Here is a 20,241-nt window from a genome sequence, read left to right as displayed (position 1 = left end):
CGCGGCGTGCAGCCACCAGGCCCGCGGTCACCAGACCGGGCACAAGCGCTGCTTGTGGGAGGCTGCTCGCGTGGACCCCCGACGCCTCCTGGTGCTGCACGCCGTCGGCGAGACCGGCTCCCTGACCGCGGCCGCCGCGCGCCTGGGCACCACCCAGCAGGCGGTCAGCCAGCAGGTGGCCCGCCTGGAGGCCGAGGCCGGTGCGCCGCTGCTGGTCCGCCAGGGCCGCGGCAGCGCCCTCACCGAGGCGGGCCGGGTGCTCGCCGGCCACGCGGCGTCGCTGGCCGCGGTGCTGCGCACCGCCGAGGACGACCTGGCGGCCCTCGCCGGCCTGGTGCGCGGCCGGGTGGCGGTGGCGGCCTTCCCCACCGCCGCCGTCGCCGTCCTGCCCCCGGCGCTGGCGGCCCTCGCCGCGCGGGCGCCCGGCTTGTCCGTCAGGTTCACCGAGCTCGAGCCCCCCGAGGCCGAGGCCGCCGTGCGCGCCGGTGACGTCGACGTCGCGCTGGTGTTCCGCCACCGGGGAGACCCCGAGCCGCCCCCGGGCGACCTGGTGCGCCGCCCCGTCGGCCAGCACGCGGTGCACGCCGTCGTGCCCGCGGGGCGGCCGCTGCCGCAGCACCTGGCCGACCTGGCCGACCAGCCGTGGATCGCCGGGTGCCCGCGCTGCCGGGCGCACCTGGTGCGCTGCGCCGCGGCCGCCGGGTTCGTGCCGGACGTCCGGCACGAGACCGACGACCACGCCGCGGTGCAGGCGCTGGTCGCCGCCGGTCTCGGGGTGGCGCTCCTGCCGACGTGGGCGCTGCTGGCGGGAGCGCGGGCGGGGACGGCGCACGGCCCGCTGGCGGGCGTCGACGAGCGGGTGGTCGAGGTGCTGCTGCGGCCCGAGGCCCAGCGGGTGCCCGCGGTCGCGGCAGTGGTGGCAGAGCTGGAGCGCGCCGTCAGGCCGTGAGGTACCAGACGCCCTCGTGGGCGCAGGCCGGGGAGCACCGCTCGCGGCCCACCAGGTGAGCCAGCCGGGCCTCGGTGGCGGCGGCGTCGTGCAGGAGGGCGGGCACGCGCTCCGCGGCGCAGCGGGCCTGCGCGCTGTCCGGGCCGTGGCGGCGCAGCACCTCGGCGGTGCGCTCCTCCACGCGCACCAGCTCACCGGCGGGGCCGGTGGTCTGGTCGGCCCACACCAGCGCCTGGGCCACCGGGGAGCGGTGCCCGAGGTCGGCGTCGTAGCCGTCCAGGAGGTGGCCCAGCCCGCTCTCGGCGGCGGTGAAGCGGGCCCCGGAGTGGTGGGCGACCAGCGCCACCACCTCCTCGGGCCACCCGGTGGAGCGCAGGTGCTGCGCGCCGTCGACGGGGTGGAAGCCGTGGTCGACCAGGGGCGCCGCGTAGCCGATGTCGTGCAGCCAGGCGGCGGCGACCAGCACCTCGCCCGCGCGCTGCCCACCGGTGGGCGTCACCGCGGGCACGGCCTCGCGGGCGCGCCGGGCCACGGAGCGCGTGTGCTGCCAGCGGTCACCGCTCGACGAGAGCAGGAGCGCGGAGAGCAGCCGGGCCCGCCCGACCAGCTCGCCGGGGCGGGAGGCGTCACCGAGGAGGGGGGTGGTGCGCGGCACCCGACGGACCCTAGACCGGGTCGCGCGCGACCGGAAGGGGGTGACGCCCCATGATCGACGGGCTGACCAGCGAGGACGCGTCACACCCGTGTGGTTCAGGTACCGGTGACGCGTCGCGCTCGTGTGGTTCATGCCGTGGTGACGCACCACGCGCGTGTCGTTCAGGTCCGCCCTACGCGTTCCGCGCGTGTGGTTCACGACGTCACGACGCGCCCGTCGCGTGTTATTCACGTCGGTGCGACGCGCTACACGGGTGCCAGTCATGTCACGAACACGCAACACACGGGTGGTGGCTACGCGGTCCTGACGCGCTGGTACTGCACCGCAACGCTCACTGACTCGCAGGTCGGGGCGCTCGCGGGGGGCGCGGACGGTCCGCACGGGGCAGGGTGGGGTGATGGAGACCAGGCTCTTGGGACGCAGCGGGTGCGCCGTGTCGGCGTACGCGCTCGGGACGATGACGTTCGGCAAGGAGACCGACGAGGAGGGCGCCCACGCCCAGCTCGACGCCTTCGTGGCGGCGGGCGGCACGCTCGTCGACACCGCCGACGTCTACAACGACGGCGTCAGCGAGGAGGTCATCGGCCGGTGGTTCGCCTCCCGGCCCGCCGACGTGACCGACCGCGTCGTCCTCGCGACCAAGGGGCGCTTCCCCACCGGCACCGGCGCGAACGACGTCGGCCTCTCGCGCCGGCACCTGTCCCGCGCCCTGGACGCCTCGCTGCGCCGCCTCGGGAGCTCCGTCGAGGCCGTCGACCTCTACCAGGTGCACGCCTGGGACGGCCTGACGCCGCTGGACGAGACCCTGCGCTTCCTCGACGACGCGGTCCGCGCCGGCAAGGTCCACTACGTCGGCCTGTCGAACTTCACCGGCTGGCAGGTGCAGAAGGTCGTGGCCCTGGCCCGCGAGCTGGGGCTGTCGGTCCCGGTGACGCTGCAGCCGCAGTACAACCTGCTCGCCCGAGAGGTCGAGCTCGAGGTCGTGCCTTCCTGCCTCGACGCCGGCCTCGGGCTGCTGCCGTGGTCGCCGCTCGGCGGTGGCTGGCTCACCGGGAAGTACCGCCGCGACCAGGCCCCCACCGGCGCCACCCGCCTCGGCGAGGACCCGGCCCGCGGCATGGAGGCCTACGGCCCCCGCTCGGCGCAGGAGCGCACCTGGGACGTCGTCGGCGCGGTCGAGGCCGTGGCCTCCGCCCGCGGCGCCTCCATGGCGCAGGTGGCCCTGGCGTGGCTGTCGCAGCAGCCGTCGGTGACCTCGGTGATCCTCGGCGCCCGCACCACCGAGCAGCTCACCGACAACCTCGGGGCCGCTGACCTGGTTCTCTACGCCGGCGAGCTGGAGCGCCTCGACGCCGCCAGCCGCCCGCAGGTGGGCGACTACCCCTACGGCGCGGCGGCGGTCGTCCAGCGCACCCGTCCCATCACCGGCGGCCGCGCCAGCTGACGGGGCCCTCCCGGGGCCTCAGGGGCGGGTCAGTCCTCGAGGAGCGCCTGCGCGACCGCGCGGGCCTCCTCGAGGCCGTCGTAGCGGAGCTTGTACGTGGCGGTGCGGCCGGAGCCGCTGACCGACAGCAGGTGGCGCCGCCCCGCGAGGTGCTTGGTGTAGTTGCCGGTGTCGAGCAGCCCCAGGCGCTCGACCTCGGCGCGGACGACGGCGTCCGGCACGGGCTCCCCGCCGTCCTGCCCGCTCCAGCGCAGCGCGGCCAGCAGCAGGACCGCCGCGGTGCCGACCCGCTGGGCGCGGGTGCGGCCCAGGCGGGAGGGGTCGCCGGCGAGCTGCAGGCGGCCCCCGCGCTCCTCCCAGACCCTGTCGAGCAGCTCGGGGCGCACGCCGAGGGCGTCGGCGATGTGGCCCCACGGGTCGTCACCGGCGGGGGCCGGGCCGCGGGTCGGGCCGACGCTGACGAGGCGGTCGCTGCGGCCGGACGAGCGGGCGCCGAAGCCCTGGAAGGGCGCCGGCCTGTCGAGGGGCCTGTCGACGGGCCGGTGGCTCGGGCGGGCGCCGAGCCGGCTCACCGAGGCTGCGGGCACCTCCTCGGCGGGCTCCTCGTCCTCGAGGTCGAGGGCCTCGCGCGGCTCGGGCTCGCGGGAGCGCTGCGGCGCCGGGAGCGAGGGGGCGATGGGGCGCGAGGCCGCGGACGGGTCCTTCATCAGGAGGTCGACGGCGGTGGAGAAGGCCACCGGGCGGAGGTCGGCCGGGACCCCGGCCCGCTCCACGACGTCCGAAGCCCGGCGCAGCACCTCGACGACGTCCACGGGACGAGAGTAGCGGCGGACGGCGCAACGGCGCGCCCGTCTACGCGAGACCGTCCGCTCCGACGGGCGTTCGACGCGGAAGGCGAGTAGCGCGGAGGGCTGGTGCAGTAGCGACGCGACTCGCTACTCGCCAGTCGTTACGCGCACTCGCGGACGTGACGACTGACGCACGAGTCATCACAGGGGCACTGCGAGTCGACGAGTGCGCAGGTCACCAGCCGTGCAGTCGGGAGGCGGCCTCGGCGACGCGCGTGAAGACGCGCTCGTCCAGGGCCGCGCCCTCGCGCCGCACGGCGCCGGCGTCGAGGTGGAGGACGCGGTCGAGCCGCACCTCGCTGGGACGGCGCTGGGCGTCCCACGCCCCGGTGCCGACGTCCATCCAGCGGCGGCCGTCGCGCTCGGCGTCGGCGTGCTCCTTGCTCGTGAGCATCAGGGCCACGACCTCGCGCCCGCGGCGGGAGGGGGCGACGGACAGCACCAGCACCGGGCGGTCCTTGCCGCGGGAAGCGTCCTCCTCGTACGGCACCCAGGCCCACACGACCTCGCCCGGGTCGGGCTCGCCGTCGCGCTCGGGGGCGTAGGTCGGCTCGACCCGCTCGACCCGCTCAGCCCGCTCGGCGGGGGTGGGCTCGCGCCGCAGCCGCGGGCTGCGCTGCTCGGGGGTGCGCTGCTCGGGGGTGCGCTGCTCGGTGGTGTGCTGCTCGGTGGTGTGCTGCTCGGTGCTGCACTGCTCGGCGGGGGGCGTCGACCGGGCGGCGTCGGCCACCGCGCGGACGAGCTCGGTCAGCTGGCTGAGGATCCCCCGGGAGGCCATGCCGCCACGCTAGCGACACGGCCCCCCGGGGGCGCACCCGTCAGCTGGCGGGCACCAGCTCGACGACGGCCCACGACAGCGGCGGCAGCTGGAACCGCGCGACGGCCGCGGCGCCCGGGCGCTCGGGGGCCTCGACGGTGACGCCGGACAGCGGGCGCAGGCGCACGGCGTCGGGGGCGTCGGCGGTGTTGGTGGCCCAGCGGTCCTGCCCGTCGGTGGCGGCGAGCACGAGCGCCTCGCCCGGCACCAGGGGGCCGAAGCCGCCGAGGGCGACGTCGACGTCGGCGGCCTCGTCGAGGGAGCGGTTGGCCACGAAGGCGGTGACGCGCCCGTCGTCGTGGGTCACGGCGGTGACGTCGACGAGGTCGACGGCGCCGTAGCGCCCGGTCTCGTACGTGGTGGAGGTGGTGCGGACGTCGAGGATGGTGGCGCCCAGCGCCCGGTTCCTCATCTCCTGGAACGGCAGGGCGATCGGCTGCTTCCACGCCGCGCCGCCCGGCTCGCTGCGCAGCAGGCCGATGACGTTGACCAGCTGGGCCTGGCAGCCGACGAGCACGCGGTCGCCGTGGCGCAGCAGGGAGTTGAGCAGGGTGCCGACGACGACGGCGTCGGTGACGGAGTACTCGTCCTCGATGACGCGGGGCGCGACGTCCCACTCGGTGCGGCCGGCGGCGCGCTCGGAGGTGTTCCAGGCCGTCTGGTTCCAGACGTTCCACTCGTCGAAGGAGATGCCGATCTTCTTCGCGCTCTTCTTCTTGGCGCCCACGGCGTCGGCGGTGGCGGCGACGGAGCCGATGAAGAGGTCCATGTCGACGGCGGAGGCCAGGAAGTCGGCCAGCGGCGTCGTCTCGGACTCCTCGTAGTAGGCGTGCGCGCTGATGAGCTCGACGTCGTCGTAGCACTCCTCCAGCACCACGCGCTCCCACTCCCCGAAGGTGGGCATGGCGCGCGAGGAGGAGCCGCAGGCGACCAGCTTCACGCTCGGGTCGACCTGCCGCATGGCGCGGGCGGTCTCGCCGGCGAGGCGGGCGTACTCCAAGGCCGTCTTGTGGCCGGTCTGCCAGGGGCCGTCCATCTCGTTGCCGAGGCACCACCACTCGATGCCGTACGGCTGCTCGCGCCCGTGGGAGCGGCGCAGGTCGGAGAACTTCGTGCCGCCCGGGTGGTTGGCGTACTCGAGGACGTCGCACGCCTCCTGCAGCCCGTGGGTGCCCAGGTTGACGGCGTACATGGTCTCGGTGCCGGCCTTGTCGGCCCAGCGGGAGAACTCGTCGAGGCCGAAGGCGTTGGTCTCGACCGTGCGCCACGCCCTGTCGATGCGGCGGGGGCGGTCGGCGACGGGGCCGACGCCGTCCTCCCAGTCGTACCCGGAGACGAAGTTGCCGCCGGGGTAGCGCACGATCGTCGGGCCCACCTCGCGGACCAGGTCGAGCACGTCCGAGCGCAGGCCGTCGGCGTCGGCCGTGGCGTGGTCGGGCTCGTAGATGCCGGTGTAGACGCAGCGGCCCATGTGCTCCACGAACGAGCCGAACAGGCGGCGGGGCACGGGGGCGGTGGTGAAGCTGGCGTCGAGAGCTGCTCTGGCTCGGGGCACGGCGGTCCTCCAGGGGTGGAGCGGCGTCTCTACCCGACGACGCTGACGGGGATTACAACGTGGTAAATCCTGTGGGTCGGTGCCCGCCCGTGTCAACCCTCGAGATCATCGGGCTGGACGGCACCCACCCCCGATGACCCACACTCCTCGGATGACCACCCCGCACGTCGCCGGAGCCCCGCGGCGTCCCGTCACCATCCGAGACGTCGCCGCCGCCGCCGACGTCTCGCCCAAGACGGTCTCGAACGTCGTCAACGCCTACGTGCACGTGCACCCCGACACCCGCCGCCGCGTGCAGGAGGTCATCGACGCCCTGGGGTACCGGCCCTCCGCCGTCGGCCGCCAGCTGCGCAGCGGGCGCACCGGCATGGTCGCGCTGGCCGTGCCGACCATCGCCGCCCCCTACTTCGCCGACCTCGCCGCCCACGTCGCCGTCCGCGCCCGCGAGCGCGGGCTGGTCCTCGCGGTGGAGCAGACCGACGGGCAGCTCGAGCGCGAGCGCGAGGTGGCCGAGGGACGGCCGGTGCGCTTCGCCGACGGGCTGATCTTCTCCCCGCTGGAGATGCCGGAGGCCGAGCTGACCGCCCCCCACCCCGACACGGCGCTGGTGCTCATCGGCGAGCACGCCGGCGAGGCGGTGCCGGTCGACACCGTCGGCATCGACAGCACCGGGGTGGCCCGCCTGGCCGTGGAGCACCTGCTGGCCGCCGGGCGCACGCGCGTCGCCTTCCTGGGGTGGAAGGACATCACGCACAACACCGCCCGGCAGCGGCTGGAGGGGTACCGGGCGGCGCTGGACGCCGCGGGCCTGCCGCACGACGCCGGCCTCGTGCCGCACGTGGCCGACTGGACCCCGCAGGACGGGCTCGACGCCACCGCCGCCCTGCTGCGCGCGCGCCCCGACGTCGACGCCGTCTTCGCCGCCGACGACCAGATGGCCCTCGGGGCGATGGCGGCGCTGCGGGCCGCGGGGCGCCGGGTGCCCGACGACGTCGCCGTCGTCGGCGTCGACGACGTGCCCGCCGGGCGCTACACCTCGCCGTCGCTGTCGACGGTGGCGATCGACAGGGCCTTCATCGCCGAGCAGGCGCTGGCGCTGCTCGTGAGCCGGCTCGAGGACCCGTCCCTCCCGCCCCGGCACGTGCAGACCCCCTACCGCCTCGTGGTGCGGGAGAGCTGCGGCTCCTGACGCTGTCACCCGGACGGCGCACGACCCCGCGCGACGTCCCTCGCGCGGGGGGGACCGCGGCTAGGGTCGACGACGCCGCGCAGCCACCGCTCGGCGCACCCCGTGACGCCCGAGGAGGCAGCCGTGGCCGACGCGTGCCTGTCGCCCCTGGCCTCCGGCGACGGCGGGTGCCGCTCGCACCTGCCGGGGCACCGGATGCCGCGGATGCTGGCCGAGGTGGTGCGCCGCAGCCCCTGGGGCTGGCGGCGCGGGACGGTGGTGTCGGTGAGCCCGGACGGCTGGATGCTGCTCGAGTGCCGCGACGGCGCCCTGCGCGCCGTCGTGCACGCCTGGCACCACGCCGACCTCGCCGACCAGCTGCGCCCCGGCGCCGAGGTGCGGCTGCACCAGCGCGGAGGCCGCCTCGAGGACTCCCCGCTCGGCCTGGGGCCGGCAGCGCTCGACGGGCCCGCCGGGATGATCAGCCTGCACGTGGCCCAGGGCCCGCCCCCGGTGCCCGAGCCGGTGGGGCTCGAGGCGTGGGCCGACGGCGACGAGGCCGTCGTCATCGACCTGCGCACCAAGGCACCGCTGGTCCTGCGCACCTGAGGGCGCGCCAGTAGCGTCGAGGCGTGGCTGACGACGTCCACCCCTCCCCCGCTGCCGAGACCCACTTCCTGCCCGACCCGGCCTCGGCCGTGGCCGACGCCGCCCGCGGCCTGGCGATGGCGCACCCGGCCGACGTCGGCGTGGTGCTCGACCCGCTGCACCTGCACGCGCTGCGCCGCGCGCCCGGGCGGCGGGTGGCGCTGGTGTCCGGCGGCGGCGCCGGGCACGAGCCGATGCACGCCGGGTTCCTCGGCCCCGGCGGCCTGGACGCCGCCTGCCCCGGGCTCGTGTTCACCTCGCCCCACCACCGGCAGGTGCACGCGGCGGCCCGCCGCGTCGCGGGCCCCGGCGGGGTGCTGCTGGTGGTCAAGAACTACACCGGCGACGTCATCTGCTTCGCCATCGCCGCCGAGCGCCTGCGCGCGGAGGGGGTGCAGGTCGAGACGGTGCTGGTCGACGACGACCTCGCGAGCGATCCCGACCGCCGCGGGACCGCCGCCACGGTGCTGGTGGAGAAGGTGCTGGGCGCGGCCGCCGACCGCGGCGACGACCTCGCCGCCCTGGCGGCCCTCGGCCGCGAGGTGGTCGCGCGGTCGCGGAGCCTGGCGGTGGCCTCCCGGGCCCAGACCTCCCCCGCCACCGGTGAGCCGGCGTTCTCGCTGGCGCCGGGCGAGCTGGAGCGCGGCGTCGGCATCCACGGCGAGCGCGCGGCCTCCACCACCTCGCGCCCGCCGACGCGCGGCCTCGTGGCGGGGATGCTCGACGAGCTGCTCGCCGGTCTGGAGGACGCCGGCGCCCCGGGGGGCGACGACGGCGTCGCGCTCCTGGTCAACGGCCTGGGCGGCGCGACCTCGCTGGAGCTCCACGCGCTGCGCGCCCTGGTGGGAGACCAGCTGGCCGAGCGCGGCGTGCGGGTCGCCACGTCGCTCGTGGGCACCTTCACCGCGGCCCTCGACATGCGCGGCTTCTCCCTGACGCTGCTGTCGCTGCGCCCCGGGTGGCTGGAGCTGCTGACCGCTCCCACCGCCACGCCCTCGCTGCCGTCGCTGCCCGGAGACCTCGCCCCGCAGGTGGAGCCCGGCTCCGCCGCGGGGAGCGAGGACGGTGGCGCCGGCGCGGGTCAGGACCCGGACGACGCGGGCGCGGCGGTCCTCGACGCCTGGACGCGGGCCTGCGAGGGGGTGGTCGACGAGCTGACCCGGCTCGACCAGCTGGCCGGCGACGGCGACTTCGGCGCGAACCTCACCTCGGGGCTGGGGCGCTCCCAGCGCCGCGGCGGCACCCTCGCCGGCGCCGCCGGGGCCTTCCTCGACGAGGTCGGCGGCAGCAGCGGCCCCCTGCTGGGGCTGCTGCTCGGCGAGCTGGCGCCCGCGGTCCGCCGCGGCGCGCCCGCCGAGGAGGTCGGGGCCGCGCTGCGGCGAGGTGCGCAGGCGGTCACCCGCGTCGGCGGGGCGGAGGTGGGCGACCGCACCTTCCTCGACGCGCTGGTCCCCGCGGCCGAGGCGCTGCTCGCCGGCGGGTCGCTGGACGGTGCCGCGCGCGCCGCCGCCGACGGGGCGCGCTCCAGCGCGCAGCTGGTCGGCCGGCGGGGCAGGTCGCGCTACCTGGGCGACCGGGCCCTCGGCGCCCCCGACCCGGGCGCCGTGGCGGTCGCGCTGCTGGTGGTGGCCCTGGCGCAGGTGCTGGCGCCGGGCGGCGAGCTGCCGGAGGCGTCGACCATCATCGGCGGGTGACCCCGAGCGCCCCGTACCGCGTCATGACCGTCTGCACCGGCAACATCTGCCGCTCCCCCATGGCTGAGGTGGTGCTGCGGCGCCGGCTCGACGAGGCGGGGCTCGGGCCCGACGAGGTGGTCGTGGAGTCGACCGGCACGACCTCCGAGGAGGAGGGCAACCCGGTCGACCGGCGCGCCCGGAAGGTGCTGGAGGACGCCGGGTACGACGTCGAGCCGGCGGCCTCCCCGGAGGCACACCGCGCGCGCCAGGTCAGCGCCGGCGACGTCGAGCACAGCGACCTGGTGCTCGCCATGACGACGGCGCACCAGCGCGCCCTGCTGCGGATCGCACCCCGGGCCTCGGAGAAGGTGCGGATGTACCGCTCGTTCGACCCCGCCGCCGCGGGCCAGGAGGGGCGGGCCCTCGACGTCGCCGACCCCTGGTACGGCGACCTCCGCGACTTCGAGGAGTGCCTGGACCAGGTGGAGGCCGCCGCCGGCGCCGTCGTCGAGCACGTGCAGCGCGCCCTGCGGCGGTGACGCGGGGCGCTGACGCTTCCGGTCGTGACGTCGGACGGGCGGAAGTCCGGCTCGGCTCATGAGCGGGGGTGCTCAGGTCGGTTCTGCCCGCCCGGCGTCACGGCCCTCACCCAGCATCCGCTCGACGACCGACTCGTGCACGCCTGCACCTGGAGCTCGACCGGCACGCGGGTGTCGACGCTGATCTCCAGGTGGCTCACGTACGCGCCGTCGTCGCTCACGGGGCCGATCATCCCGGGTGGGTGTGCCGTCGGGCATGCACAAGGGACTGCGGCCGTGCAGGGACGAAGCCAGTGGGCGGACTCGTGCATGCTCGGCGGGACGCGGGGCCGGGGGAACACCCCCGACCGCGGGGCGGTTGAGCCCGAAGTCCATGCACATGCATAGACTTGCCGCTCATCCCGCTCCAGGAGGCAGACCGTGCAGTTCGGCGTGTTCACCGTGGCCGACCAGACCCCCGACCCGCACACCGGACGGGTCCCGGACGACGTCGAGAAGATGAAGTCGCTGGTGACCATCGCCCAGCACGCCGAGGCCGCCGGCCTAGACGTCTTCGCCACCGGTGAGCACCACGAGACGGGCTTCGTCACCTCGAGCCCCACCACGGTGCTGGGCTACATCGCGGGCCGGACCTCGCGCATCCGCCTGTCGACGTCCATCGCGCACATCACCACCAACGACCCGGTGAAGCTCGCCGAGGACTACGCCACCCTGCAGCTGCTCTCCGACGACCGCGCCGACGTGATGTTCGGCCGCGGCAACTCCATGGCCGGGTACTCCGCCTTCGGCAAGGACCCGCGCGCCTCGGTGGAGCTGACGGTCGAGAACTACCAACTGCTGCGCCGCCTGTGGGACGAGGACTCCCCCGTCGACTGGCAGGGCCAGTTCCGCAACCCGCTGCACCAGTTCACCGCCACCCCGCGCCCGCTCGACGGTGTCGCGCCCTTCGTGTGGCACGGCTCGATCCGGACCCCCGAGGTCGCCGAGATCGCCGCCTACTTCGGTGACGGCTACTTCGCCAACAACATCTTCTGGCCGAAGGAGCACTACATCCGGCTGATCAACCTCTACCGCGAGCGCTGGGAGCACCACGGCCACGGGCCGGGCAGCACCGCGGTGGTGGGGCTGGGCGGCCACGTGTTCATGCGCAAGAACAGCCAGGACGCCGTGCGGGAGTTCCGCCCGTACTTCGACGTGGCGCCGGTGTACGGCAACGGGCCGTCGCTGGAGGACTTCGCGCGCCAGACGCCCCTGACCGTCGGGACCCCCGAGCAGGTCATCGAGAAGACGCTGACCTTCCAGGAGTTCTTCGGCGACTACCAGCGCCAGCTCTTCCTGGTCGACCACGCCGGTCTGCCGCTGAAGACGGTGCTGGAGCAGATCGACCTGCTCGGCGAGGAGGTCGTGCCGGTGCTCCGCAAGGAGATGGAGGCGCGGCGCCCCGCCGGCGTGCCGAGCGACCCGCCCAGCCACGCGAGCCGCGTCGCCACCCGCGAGCAGGCCCGCCAGCAGGCGTGACCGGCCGATGACCAGCACGAGGCTGGCGGTCGAGGCCTGGGAGGCGCTCTTCCGCACCCAGGCCTCGCTGATCCGGCGGTTCGGCGAGCAGGACGTCTGGGCCCCGGAGCACGGCGTCGGCCTGCGCGAGTACGACGTGCTCTACTCCCTCAGCTCCGCCGACGGCGGGCGCTCCCGGCTGGGGGCGCTCGCCGAGGCGGTGCTGCTGCCGCAGCCGTCGCTGAGCCGGCTGGTCGACAGGCTCGTGGCGCGGGGGCTGCTGGCCCGCGAGCCCGACCCCGCCGACCGGCGCGGCGTGGTGCTGGTGCTCACCGACACCGGGCTCGCGGTGCAGCGGGAGGTGGGGCGCCGCCACGCGGCGTCCATCGCCGCCGCCCTCGGGGAGCACCTGGACGACGAGCAGCTGCTCGTGCTGCGCGACCTGTGCCTGGCGATCGGCGGACGCGCGGCTGCTCCGCCCGGGTGATCCCCCGCGGGGGACGAAGATCGTCGCCTGTCCGAACGTCTGTGAACGCCCGGGCGTGCCGATGCGTGCGGGGTGAGACCCCAGCACCACGCACCGCGACGCCTGCGCCACCACGACCACGGCTTCACGCTCGTCGAGCTGCTCGTGGTGATGATCGTCATCGGCGTCCTGGCGGCGATCGCCGTCCCGGTCTTCCTGAACCAGCGGCAGAAGGCGCAGGAGACCGCGCTGCGCTCGGACCTCAAGAACATCGCCACCCAGGTGCACGCCAAGGGCCTGGCCGACGGCAGGTACCCGACGGCGACGGACCTCGACGGCGCCGGCGTGGTGCTGAAGACGTCGCCGACCGTGCGCGCCTCGGTGGTGTGGAGGACGGAGACCGACTTCTGCCTCGCCGGCACCAGCTCGGGCGCGGGCCCGGACCCGACCGGGTACGGCCGGGCGGTCAACGTCACCACCCGCATCTTCGTGGTGTCCGCCAAGCGCTCGGTCACGCCGGTGACCACCGCTGACCTCGGCTGCCTCGGGACGGTAGCACCGGGCGGGGTGCTGAGCGACGGGAACGGCTACTGGGACGTCAGCGGCTTCCACAGCGGGGCCTTCCCCCGCTGACTCAGGTCCAGATGGCCGCGTCCCAGCCGTCGGGGGTGCGCTCGGGCGGGTCGGGCAGCGAGCGCGCCTCGCCGCGGGCGACGCGGCGGGCGGTCCACGCGACGGCGGCGGCGTCGAGCACGTCGTCGACCGCCGCAGCCCCGGCCTCCCCCAGCTCGTCGGGCAGGACGACGCCGTGCGCGGCGAGCAGCGAGCGCCGCCGCACCGCCCCCGCCCAGCTCTTCTTCCGCGCCGCCAGTGGACGACCGCCGTCCATCGCGGCGAACGACACCTCCGGGTGCACCTCCACGACGCGCCGCCCGCCCGCGCCCTCGGCCCCGACGGCCCGCACCCAGCCGTCGACCTCCAGCACCCGGTGCCGCAGGCCGTAGGCCTGCACGCTGACGCCGGCGCCGATCGCGGCCCGCGACACCCGCACCGCCTCGGCGTGGTCGGGAGCCACCAGCGCGGCCCGCACCGGCGTCGCGAACACCGACGACGCCCGCGGCCCCAGCACCCGGCGGGCGGCCAGGTCAGCGGCGCGCGGCGCGTCGTCCTGCAGCCCGACCGGGATGTCGAGCCCGACGACGGCGAGCGGCGGGCCGCCGTCCTCCGCGCGCGCGACCAGCTCGGCGACCGTCGGCGCCACCAGCGCCCGCGGGGCGGCCCCCTCCTCGAGGACGACCCCGACCCAGCGGCCGTCCCACACGTCGGCACCCAGCACCCGCCCCTGCACCCCGCGAGCCTGCCACTAGCGTCGCGGGGTGACCGCTGAGGACGACGCGCGGCGGATGCTCGCCGCGCTGCGCCGCGGGGTCGACCCCGGACTCCTCCGCGGCATCGGCGCCCCCGGACCGGACGAGGAGCCCGACGAGCAGCCTGGGCAGCAGCCCGAGACCGCGCCCGCTCCGCCCGCCCCGCCGGTGGTGAGCGCCCCGCGCTTCGACGTCAGCGGTCTGCTGGCGCGGGCCGGGGTCGCGCGGGTGGCGCCGCGGGTCGACGTCTCCGCGTGGGGCCCGGCGTTCTGGTCGGCCCTGGAGCAGCTGCGCCACGACCCGCCCGCGACCCTGCCCGCCCACGCCGACCCCGCCGTCGTCGAGCGGGTGGTCACCGCCGAGGGGATCCCCCTGGTGGGGGTGCCGCGCGCCGGCGTCGTCAGCGCGCTGCTCGCCGCGGGCGACCGCGCGGAGCGCCTCCGCGTGCTGCTCGCGCGGGAGGGCGACGTGCTCGCCGACTGCCGCGACGCGCTGCGCGGGGTGCGGCACGGGGAGCTCGCCGACGACAAGCGCCTCGCGCGGGCGGCGCTGGACGCCTACGACGACGGGCACCACGAGGCCGCAGCGGCCCTGGCCACCGCGGTGGGTGCCGGTGCGCTGCGCCGCTGCCTGAGGGGACCGCGACCGCAGGTGGTGCAGCAGGTGCTGCTCGACCCCGACCTCGCGCCCTACGCGGGCCTGCGGCTCCGGGCGGCGCTGGCGCCGCTGCTGCCGCCGACGGCGGGCCGGCCGGCCGTGGTGACCGACCGGGGCGAGGCGCTGGTGGCCGTCGCGGTGGTCAGCGGCGCGGTGCGGGCGCTCGCCGAGCTGCGCGAGCTGGTCGACACCGCTCAGACGGGAGAGGGCTGAGGGGCGCCGACGGTCAGCGGGCGGCCTCGTAGGCCTGGACCACGGAGCGCGACAGCTTGCCGCGGTCGCTGACCTCGATGCCGTTCTGGCGGGCCCAGGCGCGCACGGCGGCGCGGGACCCGGCGTCGGTGAGGTCCAGCCGGCCGGGGGCACTGGTGGGGGCACTGACCCGGGGGGCGGGGACGCGGGCCGCCGCCGCTCCGGCGCGGGCGAGCGCCGCCTCGAGGTCACGGGTGGCCCCGGAGGTGGCGAACGGCGAGGTGGCCTCTCCCGCAGGGGCGGTGACCGTGACGCCGGTGACGACCGGCACCGCGCCCGTGGCGACCGCAGCGGCGGTGAGGGCGGCGAGCACGTCGTCGACGTCCACCGCCAGCACGCGCGCCGCGGTCAGCAGCTCCTCGCGCTCGGCCGCACCGGCGGTGGGCTCCCGGCCCACCGCGCCGGCGAGCGCCAGGACCACGCCGCGGGAGGCGGCGCGCACCTGGGCGCGGGTGAGGTTCGCGGCATCGGCGAGGAGGGCCAGCGCACGGGCGGCGTCGTCGTCGAGGGGCCCGGCGGCCAGCGCCGCCGCGAGCAGCTCCACGTGCCCGGCGACGGCGGGCAGCGGCAGCCCGGGGCCGTCGAGGGGCAGCGCCTCCAGCACCACGGCCAGGCGGCCCGGCTCCCCGGCCAGCGACGGCTGCGCCCCCTCGCGGGGAGCGGCCGAGCTCAGCGGCGGCAGCTCGACGTCGGGCCAGACCACGGCGGCGGCGCGCGCGAGGAGCCCGCTCTGCGCCTCGCCCCGCTCGCCCGAGCGGGCCAGGTAGCGCTGGAGGAGCCCGGCGGCGGCGCGCGCGTCGGTCAGGGCGGTGGGCACGCCGTCGAGGGCGACGCCGGCGGCGGCGCAGCAGTCGGCCAGGCGGCGGCGCGAGAGGGCGGGCAGGTGCCGCCAGCTCGACTCGAGGGTGCACAGCACCGGCACCGCGGGCAGCTCGACGCCGGCGGCGCCCAGCTCGGCCCGCAGGAAGGCCAGGTCGGCGGCCGCGCCGTGGGCCACCAGCACGCGGCCCGCGAGGGCGTCGACCACCTCGGCGGCGACGTCGGCGAGGGTCGGGGCGGTGGAGAGCTCCTCGACGGTGACGCCGGCGGTGCGCGCGAGGCCGACCAGGTCGGTGGGGGCGCCCGGGGCGACCGCGACCACGGAGGGCCGCAGCAGGGAGCTCCACTCGGAGACGACGGCGCCGTCCTCGTCGAGGCGGACGACGGCCAGCTCGACGACGCGGTCTAGCTCAGGCGACATGCCGCTGGTGACGACGTCGACGACGGCGTAGCCGCCGGTGCGCTCGGGGGCCGCTGCCGCAGCGGCGGACAGGGTGGTGGGCGCGGTGGGCACGCTGCTCATGACCGCGGTCAGGACGCCGGTCTGGCCGGCGCGCAGCACGGCCAGCTGCTCGGTGGTGGCGCCGGCGCTGCGGTCGGCGGCGCCGAGGGCGGTCACGGCAGCGGGACGCAGCGCGAACGGCATGACGGCGACGCCGGCGGGGGTGCTCCCGGCGCCGGTGGCGACCACGGAGAAGCGGCGGGAGCCGTCGAGGCGCCTCGTCAGACGGTCCAGCACACCCACAGCACACCCCTCCGGCATCGCCCGTCACGTCCGCCCCAGCGGACCCTTGCGTCGAGTCTGGCCGACCTCGCACCCCGGCGGAGCAGAACGCGCAACCCGGTGCTCGTGTGACGTCTGTGTGACGTCTGCGCGCGGCGCACCCGGCAGCGGTGGGCACCGGCCTAGCGTCCGAGCACCGCCCGCGACCCCCGGAGGCAGCCGTGACCGCGACGACCACCGCCAGGACCTCCACCGCCTCCGCCACGGGCGCGCCGCCGGCGCTCCGGCGGCTGCGGGCCTTCCACGCCAGGGCGGGCGCCCGGGGCCCGGGGGTGGCCGCCCTGCTGGCCCTGGGCGGACCACCGCCCGGGGTCGCCGCGCGGCCGGCGCCCGCAGCGGTGCTGGCCGACGGCGCGCGCCTCGCGGCGAGGGCCCGGGCGGAGTGGCGGGCGCTGGCGGCCGGCCAGCGCGACGACGACCTCGGCGTCACCACGAGCGTCCTGCACTCGCTCGCCCACGGCGAGGTGCACGAGTGGGCGGCGGAGGGGGCGGCGGAGGGGGCGGTGCCCGGACCCCGGCGGCCCGCGCACAGCGCCACCACCAGCACCTCTGCCGACGGCCGCGGCTTCTCGGCGCACCTGGCCGCCTTCGAGCAGGGCCGCGTGCTGCGGGTGCTCAACTTCCACAACACCCCGCCCTCGCGCCGGGAGGCGCTCCGGTCGGAGCTCGCGGCGTTCTCCGCGCACCACCGGCTGTGGACGCCCGTCGAGCTGGCGGCGGTCACGGCGGGCGGCGCCTGGCCCGACGACCCGCGCCCCGGCGCGCTCGTGGTCTTCTACGAGGGCTACGCCGCCTCGGCGTCGGTGGCCGCGCCCGTGTGCGACGAGCTGGGCATCAGCGCGTGGTTCGCCGTGTGCACGGGGTTCGTGGACGCCCCCGCCGCCGAGCAGGAGCTCTTCGCGCGGTCGCACAGCATCGGGCTGGTGCCCGAGGACCTGGCCGGCCCGCGGCTCGCGATGACCTGGGACGAGGTGGCGGACCTGGCGGAGCGCCACGCGGTGCTCCCCCACACCGCCTCCCACGCCGGCATCGAGGAGACCCCCACCGACGAGGACCTCCAGCGGGAGGTGCTGGACCCCGCCCAGCGCCTGCGGGCCCTCACCGGCGCCACCCCGCCGGCCTTCGCGTGGCTCCACGGCTCCGGACCGGGCATGAGCGCGCGCCACGACGACGCCGTCCGCGCCGCGGGGTACCCGCACCTGATCAGCGCCACCCGCCTCACGCGCCCGTGAGCGCCGGAGGTGGTGGGATCGGACGGTGACGACCACCCCCCACCCCCACCTCGCGCTGCTGCGCGAGGCCCAGGACCGCGCGCTCGAGTCCGAGGGCATCCCGATGGTCCTGGCCCTGCTCGACCACCGGGTCGGGACCGGCGCGGAGCGCGCCGCGCACGCCGAGGGCCAGCGGCTCGCGGCGGCGATGGACGACGTGCGCGGGGCCCTGCTGCCGGGACACCGCGGCAGCGACCTCGGCGCCACCACCGCGGTGCTCCAGGCGGTCTCCTACGCCGACTTCGGACGCCTCCCGTGACCGGCGCGGTCGACCTCTCCTACGGGGCGCACCGCGACGCCGTCGCCGCCGGGCGGCTCGTGCGGGTGGTCAATCACCACTCCACCCCCGCGAGCGGCCGCGAGGCGCTGCGCACCGAGCTGGCGGCCTGGGCGGCGCGCTACCGCAGCATCGACCTGGCCGAGCTCGACGGGTTCTTCGCCACCGGGGCCTGGGCGAGCGACGCCCCCGGGTTCCTGCCCGTGTTCTACGAGGGGTACCGCACCGGGTACGACGTCGTCGCCCCGGTGTGCGAGGAGCTGGGGCTGACGGCCTGGTTCATGGTGTGCACGGGCTTCGTCGACTGCCCGCCCGCGCAGCAGGAGGCGTTCGCGCGCAGCCACTGGATCGGGCTGACCGCCGAGGAGATGGCGACGCCCGGCGAGCGGGTGGCGCTGGACTGGGACGAGGTGGGTGAGCTCGCGCAGCGCCACGTGGTCACCCCCCACACCGCCAGCCACGACGGGATCGCCGACGTGGTCACCGACGACGACCTCGAGCGCGAGGTGCTCGACCCGAAGCGGCGGATGGACGCCGCCACCGGCCAGAGCGCGCCGGCCTTCGTGTGGCTCCACGGCACCCCGTACGGCGCGAGCCCCCGCCACGACGCCGCCGTGCGCGAGGCGGGGTACCGCTACCAGTTCGCGAACACGGCGGTGCAGCGCATCGCGTGAGGGGAGGCACCGGGCAGGATGGGGTCGTGACCCGGATCGCGGCCTGCCAGCTGGCCCCCTCGATCGCCGACCTCCCCGCCAACGCCGAGCTGTCCGCCGGTGCGGCGCGCGCGGCGATCGCGGACGGCGCCGACGTCGTCGTCCTGCCCGAGCTCGTCACGTCCGGGTACGTCTTCGCCGACGCCGAGGAGGCGCGGTCGGTGGCCGTGCGCGCCGACCACGGCGTCTTCGCCGCCTGGGCCGCGGCGTGCACCGCCCACCAGGGGGCGGTGGTGGTCGGCGGCTTCTGCGAGGCCGGCGACGACGGCCAGCTCTACAACAGCGCGGCCCTGGTCGACGCCTCGGGCGTCCGGGCCGTCTACCGCAAGGCGCACCTGTGGGACACCGAGAAGCGGGTGTTCACCCCCGGGTCCGCGGCGCCGCCGGTGGTGGAGACCGTGCACGGGCGCATCGGCGTGGTGGTCTGCTACGACCTCGAGTTCCCCGAGTGGACCCGCACGGTCGCCCTCAGCGGTGCGGACCTGCTCGTGGTCCCCACCAACTGGCCGCTGGAGGAGCGCCCCGCCGGGGAGCGCCCGGGTGAGCAGCAGGTCGCGATGTCGACGGCGCGGCTGAACCACCTCGCCATCGCGTGCGCCGACCGCACCGGCGCCGAGCGGGGCGTCGCGTGGACCGAGGGCACCTGCGTGGTCTCGGCCGACGGCTGGATCGTCGACGCCGTGGGGGCCGGGTCGGGCACCGCCTGGGCCGACCTCGACCTCGAGGCCTCCCGCGACAAGCACCTGGCGGGCGCGGCCCACCTGTGGGACGACCGCCGCCCCGAGCTCTACGAGCGCGTCACCGCACCCCGCGCCTGAGGGCGTCGGCCCGGCGGCGGCGCAGCCGGGCGTCCAGGTCGACCAGGGCGACCCCGGCCAGCCGGCCCGCCACCAGCATGGCGGCGACGGCGAGCAGCACCGACAGCCACCACGGCAGCCCGCGGGTCAGGCTGCGGACCAGCACGAAGGCCGCCAGCGACACCAGGAACCCGACGACCCGGACGGTGCCGCTGCTCATGCGCTCATCACAGCCCCAGCATGCCCGACGGGGCGGCCCCGGGGCGCTCTCGCGCGCCCGGGACCGCCCCGTCAAGGGAGGTGAGGCTCACCCGCGGGCGGCTCGAGGCCGCCCCGGGTCGGCTCAGAAGCGGCCGTAGACCACGTTGCTGCCCCAGATGGAGCGCTCGGTCACGGTCTTGCCGGAGCGCGGCGAGTCCATCATGCGGCCGTCACCGGTGTAGATGCCCACGTGGTAGGCGCGCCCGTTGCGGACGAAGAAGACCAGGTCGCCGGGCTGGGCGCTGGAGGCGCTGATGCGGGTGCTGGCGTCCATCTGGGCGTCAGCGGTGCGCGGGATCGACACGCCGTTCTGGGCGAAGACGTGCTGGGTGTAGCCCGAGCAGTCGAAGCCGGCGGGCGTGGTGCCGCCGAAGCGGTACGGGGTGCCGAGGTAGTCGTCAGCGGTGGCCAGGACGGCCGCGCTGTTCACGACGCCGGCGGCGTTGGCCGGCACGGCCGCGGCGGCCAGGAGGCCGCCCGAGAGGGCGAGGCCGGCGGCGACGCGCAGGAAGGGCTTTCGGGCGTGGAAGATCGACATCTGTGGGTGAGCCTCTCCGACGCCTGCGAGGTGAGCTGTCGGGTTCGGGAGGTGAGGTCCCCCGGCTCGCAAGCGAGCTTCACCCCAAGGACGCGCTGAAGGGCGGCGCGCCCGCAAAAGTGGTTCCCCCGTCCCCTGCCATCCGGGTGGTGTGGCGTCGGAGGCGCTGGCAGGGGCTCGGCGTGCGCGTCGACGGCTCCGGGCACGAACCAGGAGCGAGCAGAAAGTACCGGTTAGTGACAG

General features: G+C 76.6%; 22 protein-coding genes and 1 riboswitch. Of the genes, 14 read left to right on the top strand and 8 right to left on the bottom strand.

Annotated elements, in window-relative coordinates; all coding sequences use genetic code 11:
- The first annotated feature begins 70 nt into the window (after positions 1–70).
- Entirely contained in the window at positions 71–949 is an 879-nt protein-coding gene (locus tag F1641_RS13995; RefSeq protein WP_194906562.1) for a LysR family transcriptional regulator, read from the top strand.
- On the opposite strand, the gene F1641_RS13990 is transcribed toward F1641_RS13995, so the two are convergent.
- Positions 939–1,604, bottom strand: a complete 666-nt coding sequence (locus F1641_RS13990; RefSeq protein ID WP_206691188.1) for an HD domain-containing protein — start codon at positions 1,602–1,604, stop codon at positions 939–941. The two genes, F1641_RS13995 and F1641_RS13990, sit on opposite strands and share 11 nt — an antisense overlap.
- A gap of 397 nt (positions 1,605–2,001) precedes the next feature.
- Here F1641_RS13990 and F1641_RS13985 point away from each other — a divergent pair, with 397 nt between their 5' ends.
- Positions 2,002–3,048 (top strand): aldo/keto reductase, encoded by a 1,047-nt coding sequence (locus tag F1641_RS13985; RefSeq protein ID WP_194906560.1) that lies wholly within the window; start codon positions 2,002–2,004, stop codon positions 3,046–3,048.
- 29 nt (positions 3,049–3,077) lie between these two features.
- Here F1641_RS13985 and F1641_RS13980 read toward each other — a convergent pair whose 3' ends face one another.
- From F1641_RS13980 to F1641_RS13970, 3 genes are all read right to left on the bottom strand, one after another.
- Positions 3,078–3,860 (bottom strand): hypothetical protein, encoded by a 783-nt coding sequence (locus F1641_RS13980; RefSeq protein ID WP_194906558.1) that lies wholly within the window; start codon positions 3,858–3,860, stop codon positions 3,078–3,080.
- Positions 3,861–4,071: 211 nt separating this feature from the next.
- On the bottom strand, positions 4,072–4,674 hold the full coding sequence (locus tag F1641_RS13975) for a type II toxin-antitoxin system PemK/MazF family toxin (protein ID WP_194906555.1): 603 nt from the start codon (positions 4,672–4,674) through the stop codon (positions 4,072–4,074).
- Between the two features lie 40 nt (positions 4,675–4,714).
- The gene (locus F1641_RS13970) at positions 4,715–6,268 is read right to left on the bottom strand and encodes an alpha-N-arabinofuranosidase (protein WP_194906553.1); all 1,554 of its coding nucleotides are present in this window, start codon (positions 6,266–6,268) and stop codon (positions 4,715–4,717) included.
- Positions 6,269–6,419: 151 nt separating this feature from the next.
- On the opposite strand from F1641_RS13970, the gene F1641_RS13965 reads away from it, so the two are divergent.
- The 7 genes from F1641_RS13965 (at position 6,420) to F1641_RS13935 (ending at position 12,895) form a co-directional block, all read left to right on the top strand.
- Positions 6,420–7,457: a LacI family DNA-binding transcriptional regulator gene (locus tag F1641_RS13965; RefSeq protein WP_194906552.1), complete on the top strand. Its 1,038-nt coding sequence runs from the start codon at positions 6,420–6,422 to the stop codon at positions 7,455–7,457.
- Positions 7,458–7,580: 123 nt separating this feature from the next.
- A complete protein-coding gene (locus F1641_RS13960; RefSeq protein ID WP_194906550.1) occupies positions 7,581–8,045 on the top strand; it encodes a hypothetical protein in 465 nt (154 codons plus the stop codon).
- A gap of 23 nt (positions 8,046–8,068) precedes the next feature.
- A complete protein-coding gene (locus F1641_RS13955) occupies positions 8,069–9,778 on the top strand; it encodes a dihydroxyacetone kinase subunit DhaK (protein ID WP_206691187.1) in 1,710 nt (569 codons plus the stop codon).
- A 23-nt stretch (positions 9,779–9,801) separates the two neighbouring features.
- Positions 9,802–10,299, top strand: a complete 498-nt coding sequence (locus tag F1641_RS13950; protein WP_194906920.1) for a low molecular weight protein-tyrosine-phosphatase — start codon at positions 9,802–9,804, stop codon at positions 10,297–10,299.
- A 420-nt stretch (positions 10,300–10,719) separates the two neighbouring features.
- The gene (locus F1641_RS13945; RefSeq protein ID WP_194906547.1) at positions 10,720–11,817 is read left to right on the top strand and encodes a CE1758 family FMN-dependent luciferase-like monooxygenase; all 1,098 of its coding nucleotides are present in this window, start codon (positions 10,720–10,722) and stop codon (positions 11,815–11,817) included.
- 7 nt (positions 11,818–11,824) lie between these two features.
- Entirely contained in the window at positions 11,825–12,283 is a 459-nt protein-coding gene (locus F1641_RS13940; RefSeq protein WP_194906545.1) for a MarR family winged helix-turn-helix transcriptional regulator, read from the top strand.
- 72 nt (positions 12,284–12,355) lie between these two features.
- On the top strand, positions 12,356–12,895 hold the full coding sequence (locus tag F1641_RS13935; RefSeq protein ID WP_206691186.1) for a type II secretion system protein: 540 nt from the start codon (positions 12,356–12,358) through the stop codon (positions 12,893–12,895).
- 1 nt (position 12,896) lies between these two features.
- On the opposite strand, the gene F1641_RS13930 is transcribed toward F1641_RS13935, so the two are convergent.
- A complete protein-coding gene (locus F1641_RS13930; RefSeq protein ID WP_194906543.1) occupies positions 12,897–13,610 on the bottom strand; it encodes a DUF429 domain-containing protein in 714 nt (237 codons plus the stop codon).
- Between the two features lie 28 nt (positions 13,611–13,638).
- On the opposite strand from F1641_RS13930, the gene F1641_RS13925 reads away from it, so the two are divergent.
- On the top strand, positions 13,639–14,499 hold the full coding sequence (locus tag F1641_RS13925) for a hypothetical protein (protein ID WP_194906541.1): 861 nt from the start codon (positions 13,639–13,641) through the stop codon (positions 14,497–14,499).
- 13 nt (positions 14,500–14,512) lie between these two features.
- Here the strand turns inward: F1641_RS13925 and F1641_RS13920 are convergent, their stop codons facing one another.
- Positions 14,513–16,102, bottom strand: coding sequence for a histone-like nucleoid-structuring protein Lsr2 (locus F1641_RS13920; RefSeq protein ID WP_194906539.1), 1,590 nt, complete (start codon positions 16,100–16,102; stop codon positions 14,513–14,515).
- A gap of 200 nt (positions 16,103–16,302) precedes the next feature.
- On the opposite strand from F1641_RS13920, the gene F1641_RS23335 reads away from it, so the two are divergent.
- Genes F1641_RS23335 through F1641_RS13900 form a run of 4 tightly spaced genes read left to right on the top strand, consistent with a single transcriptional unit; the run spans position 16,303 to position 19,220 of the window.
- Complete coding sequence (locus F1641_RS23335) at positions 16,303–17,373, top strand: polysaccharide deacetylase family protein (protein ID WP_194906536.1); 1,071 nt, start codon at positions 16,303–16,305, stop codon at positions 17,371–17,373.
- A gap of 25 nt (positions 17,374–17,398) precedes the next feature.
- Positions 17,399–17,671 (top strand): hypothetical protein, encoded by a 273-nt coding sequence (locus F1641_RS13910; protein WP_194906535.1) that lies wholly within the window; start codon positions 17,399–17,401, stop codon positions 17,669–17,671.
- Positions 17,668–18,363 (top strand): polysaccharide deacetylase family protein, encoded by a 696-nt coding sequence (locus F1641_RS13905; RefSeq protein ID WP_194906533.1) that lies wholly within the window; start codon positions 17,668–17,670, stop codon positions 18,361–18,363. The genes F1641_RS13910 and F1641_RS13905 overlap by 4 nt, the downstream gene beginning before the upstream one ends.
- 26 nt (positions 18,364–18,389) lie before the next feature.
- Positions 18,390–19,220, top strand: a complete 831-nt coding sequence (locus F1641_RS13900) for a nitrilase-related carbon-nitrogen hydrolase (protein WP_194906532.1) — start codon at positions 18,390–18,392, stop codon at positions 19,218–19,220.
- On the opposite strand, the gene F1641_RS13895 is transcribed toward F1641_RS13900, so the two are convergent.
- Entirely contained in the window at positions 19,201–19,419 is a 219-nt protein-coding gene (locus F1641_RS13895; protein ID WP_194906530.1) for a hypothetical protein, read from the bottom strand. The two genes, F1641_RS13900 and F1641_RS13895, sit on opposite strands and share 20 nt — an antisense overlap.
- A 123-nt stretch (positions 19,420–19,542) precedes the next feature.
- Positions 19,543–19,998 (bottom strand): C40 family peptidase, encoded by a 456-nt coding sequence (locus F1641_RS13890; RefSeq protein WP_194906528.1) that lies wholly within the window; start codon positions 19,996–19,998, stop codon positions 19,543–19,545.
- Between the two features lie 7 nt (positions 19,999–20,005).
- Positions 20,006–20,165: riboswitch (cyclic di-AMP (ydaO/yuaA leader) on the bottom strand.
- Positions 20,166–20,241: the final 76 nt, after the last annotated feature.

Origin of the sequence: Quadrisphaera sp. INWT6 (assembly GCF_015390235.1) — a bacterium.
GTDB lineage: Bacteria > Actinomycetota > Actinomycetes > Actinomycetales > Quadrisphaeraceae > Quadrisphaera.
The sequence above is the reverse complement of the archived record's forward strand: the minus strand, read 5'-3'. Positions and strand labels throughout refer to the sequence as shown.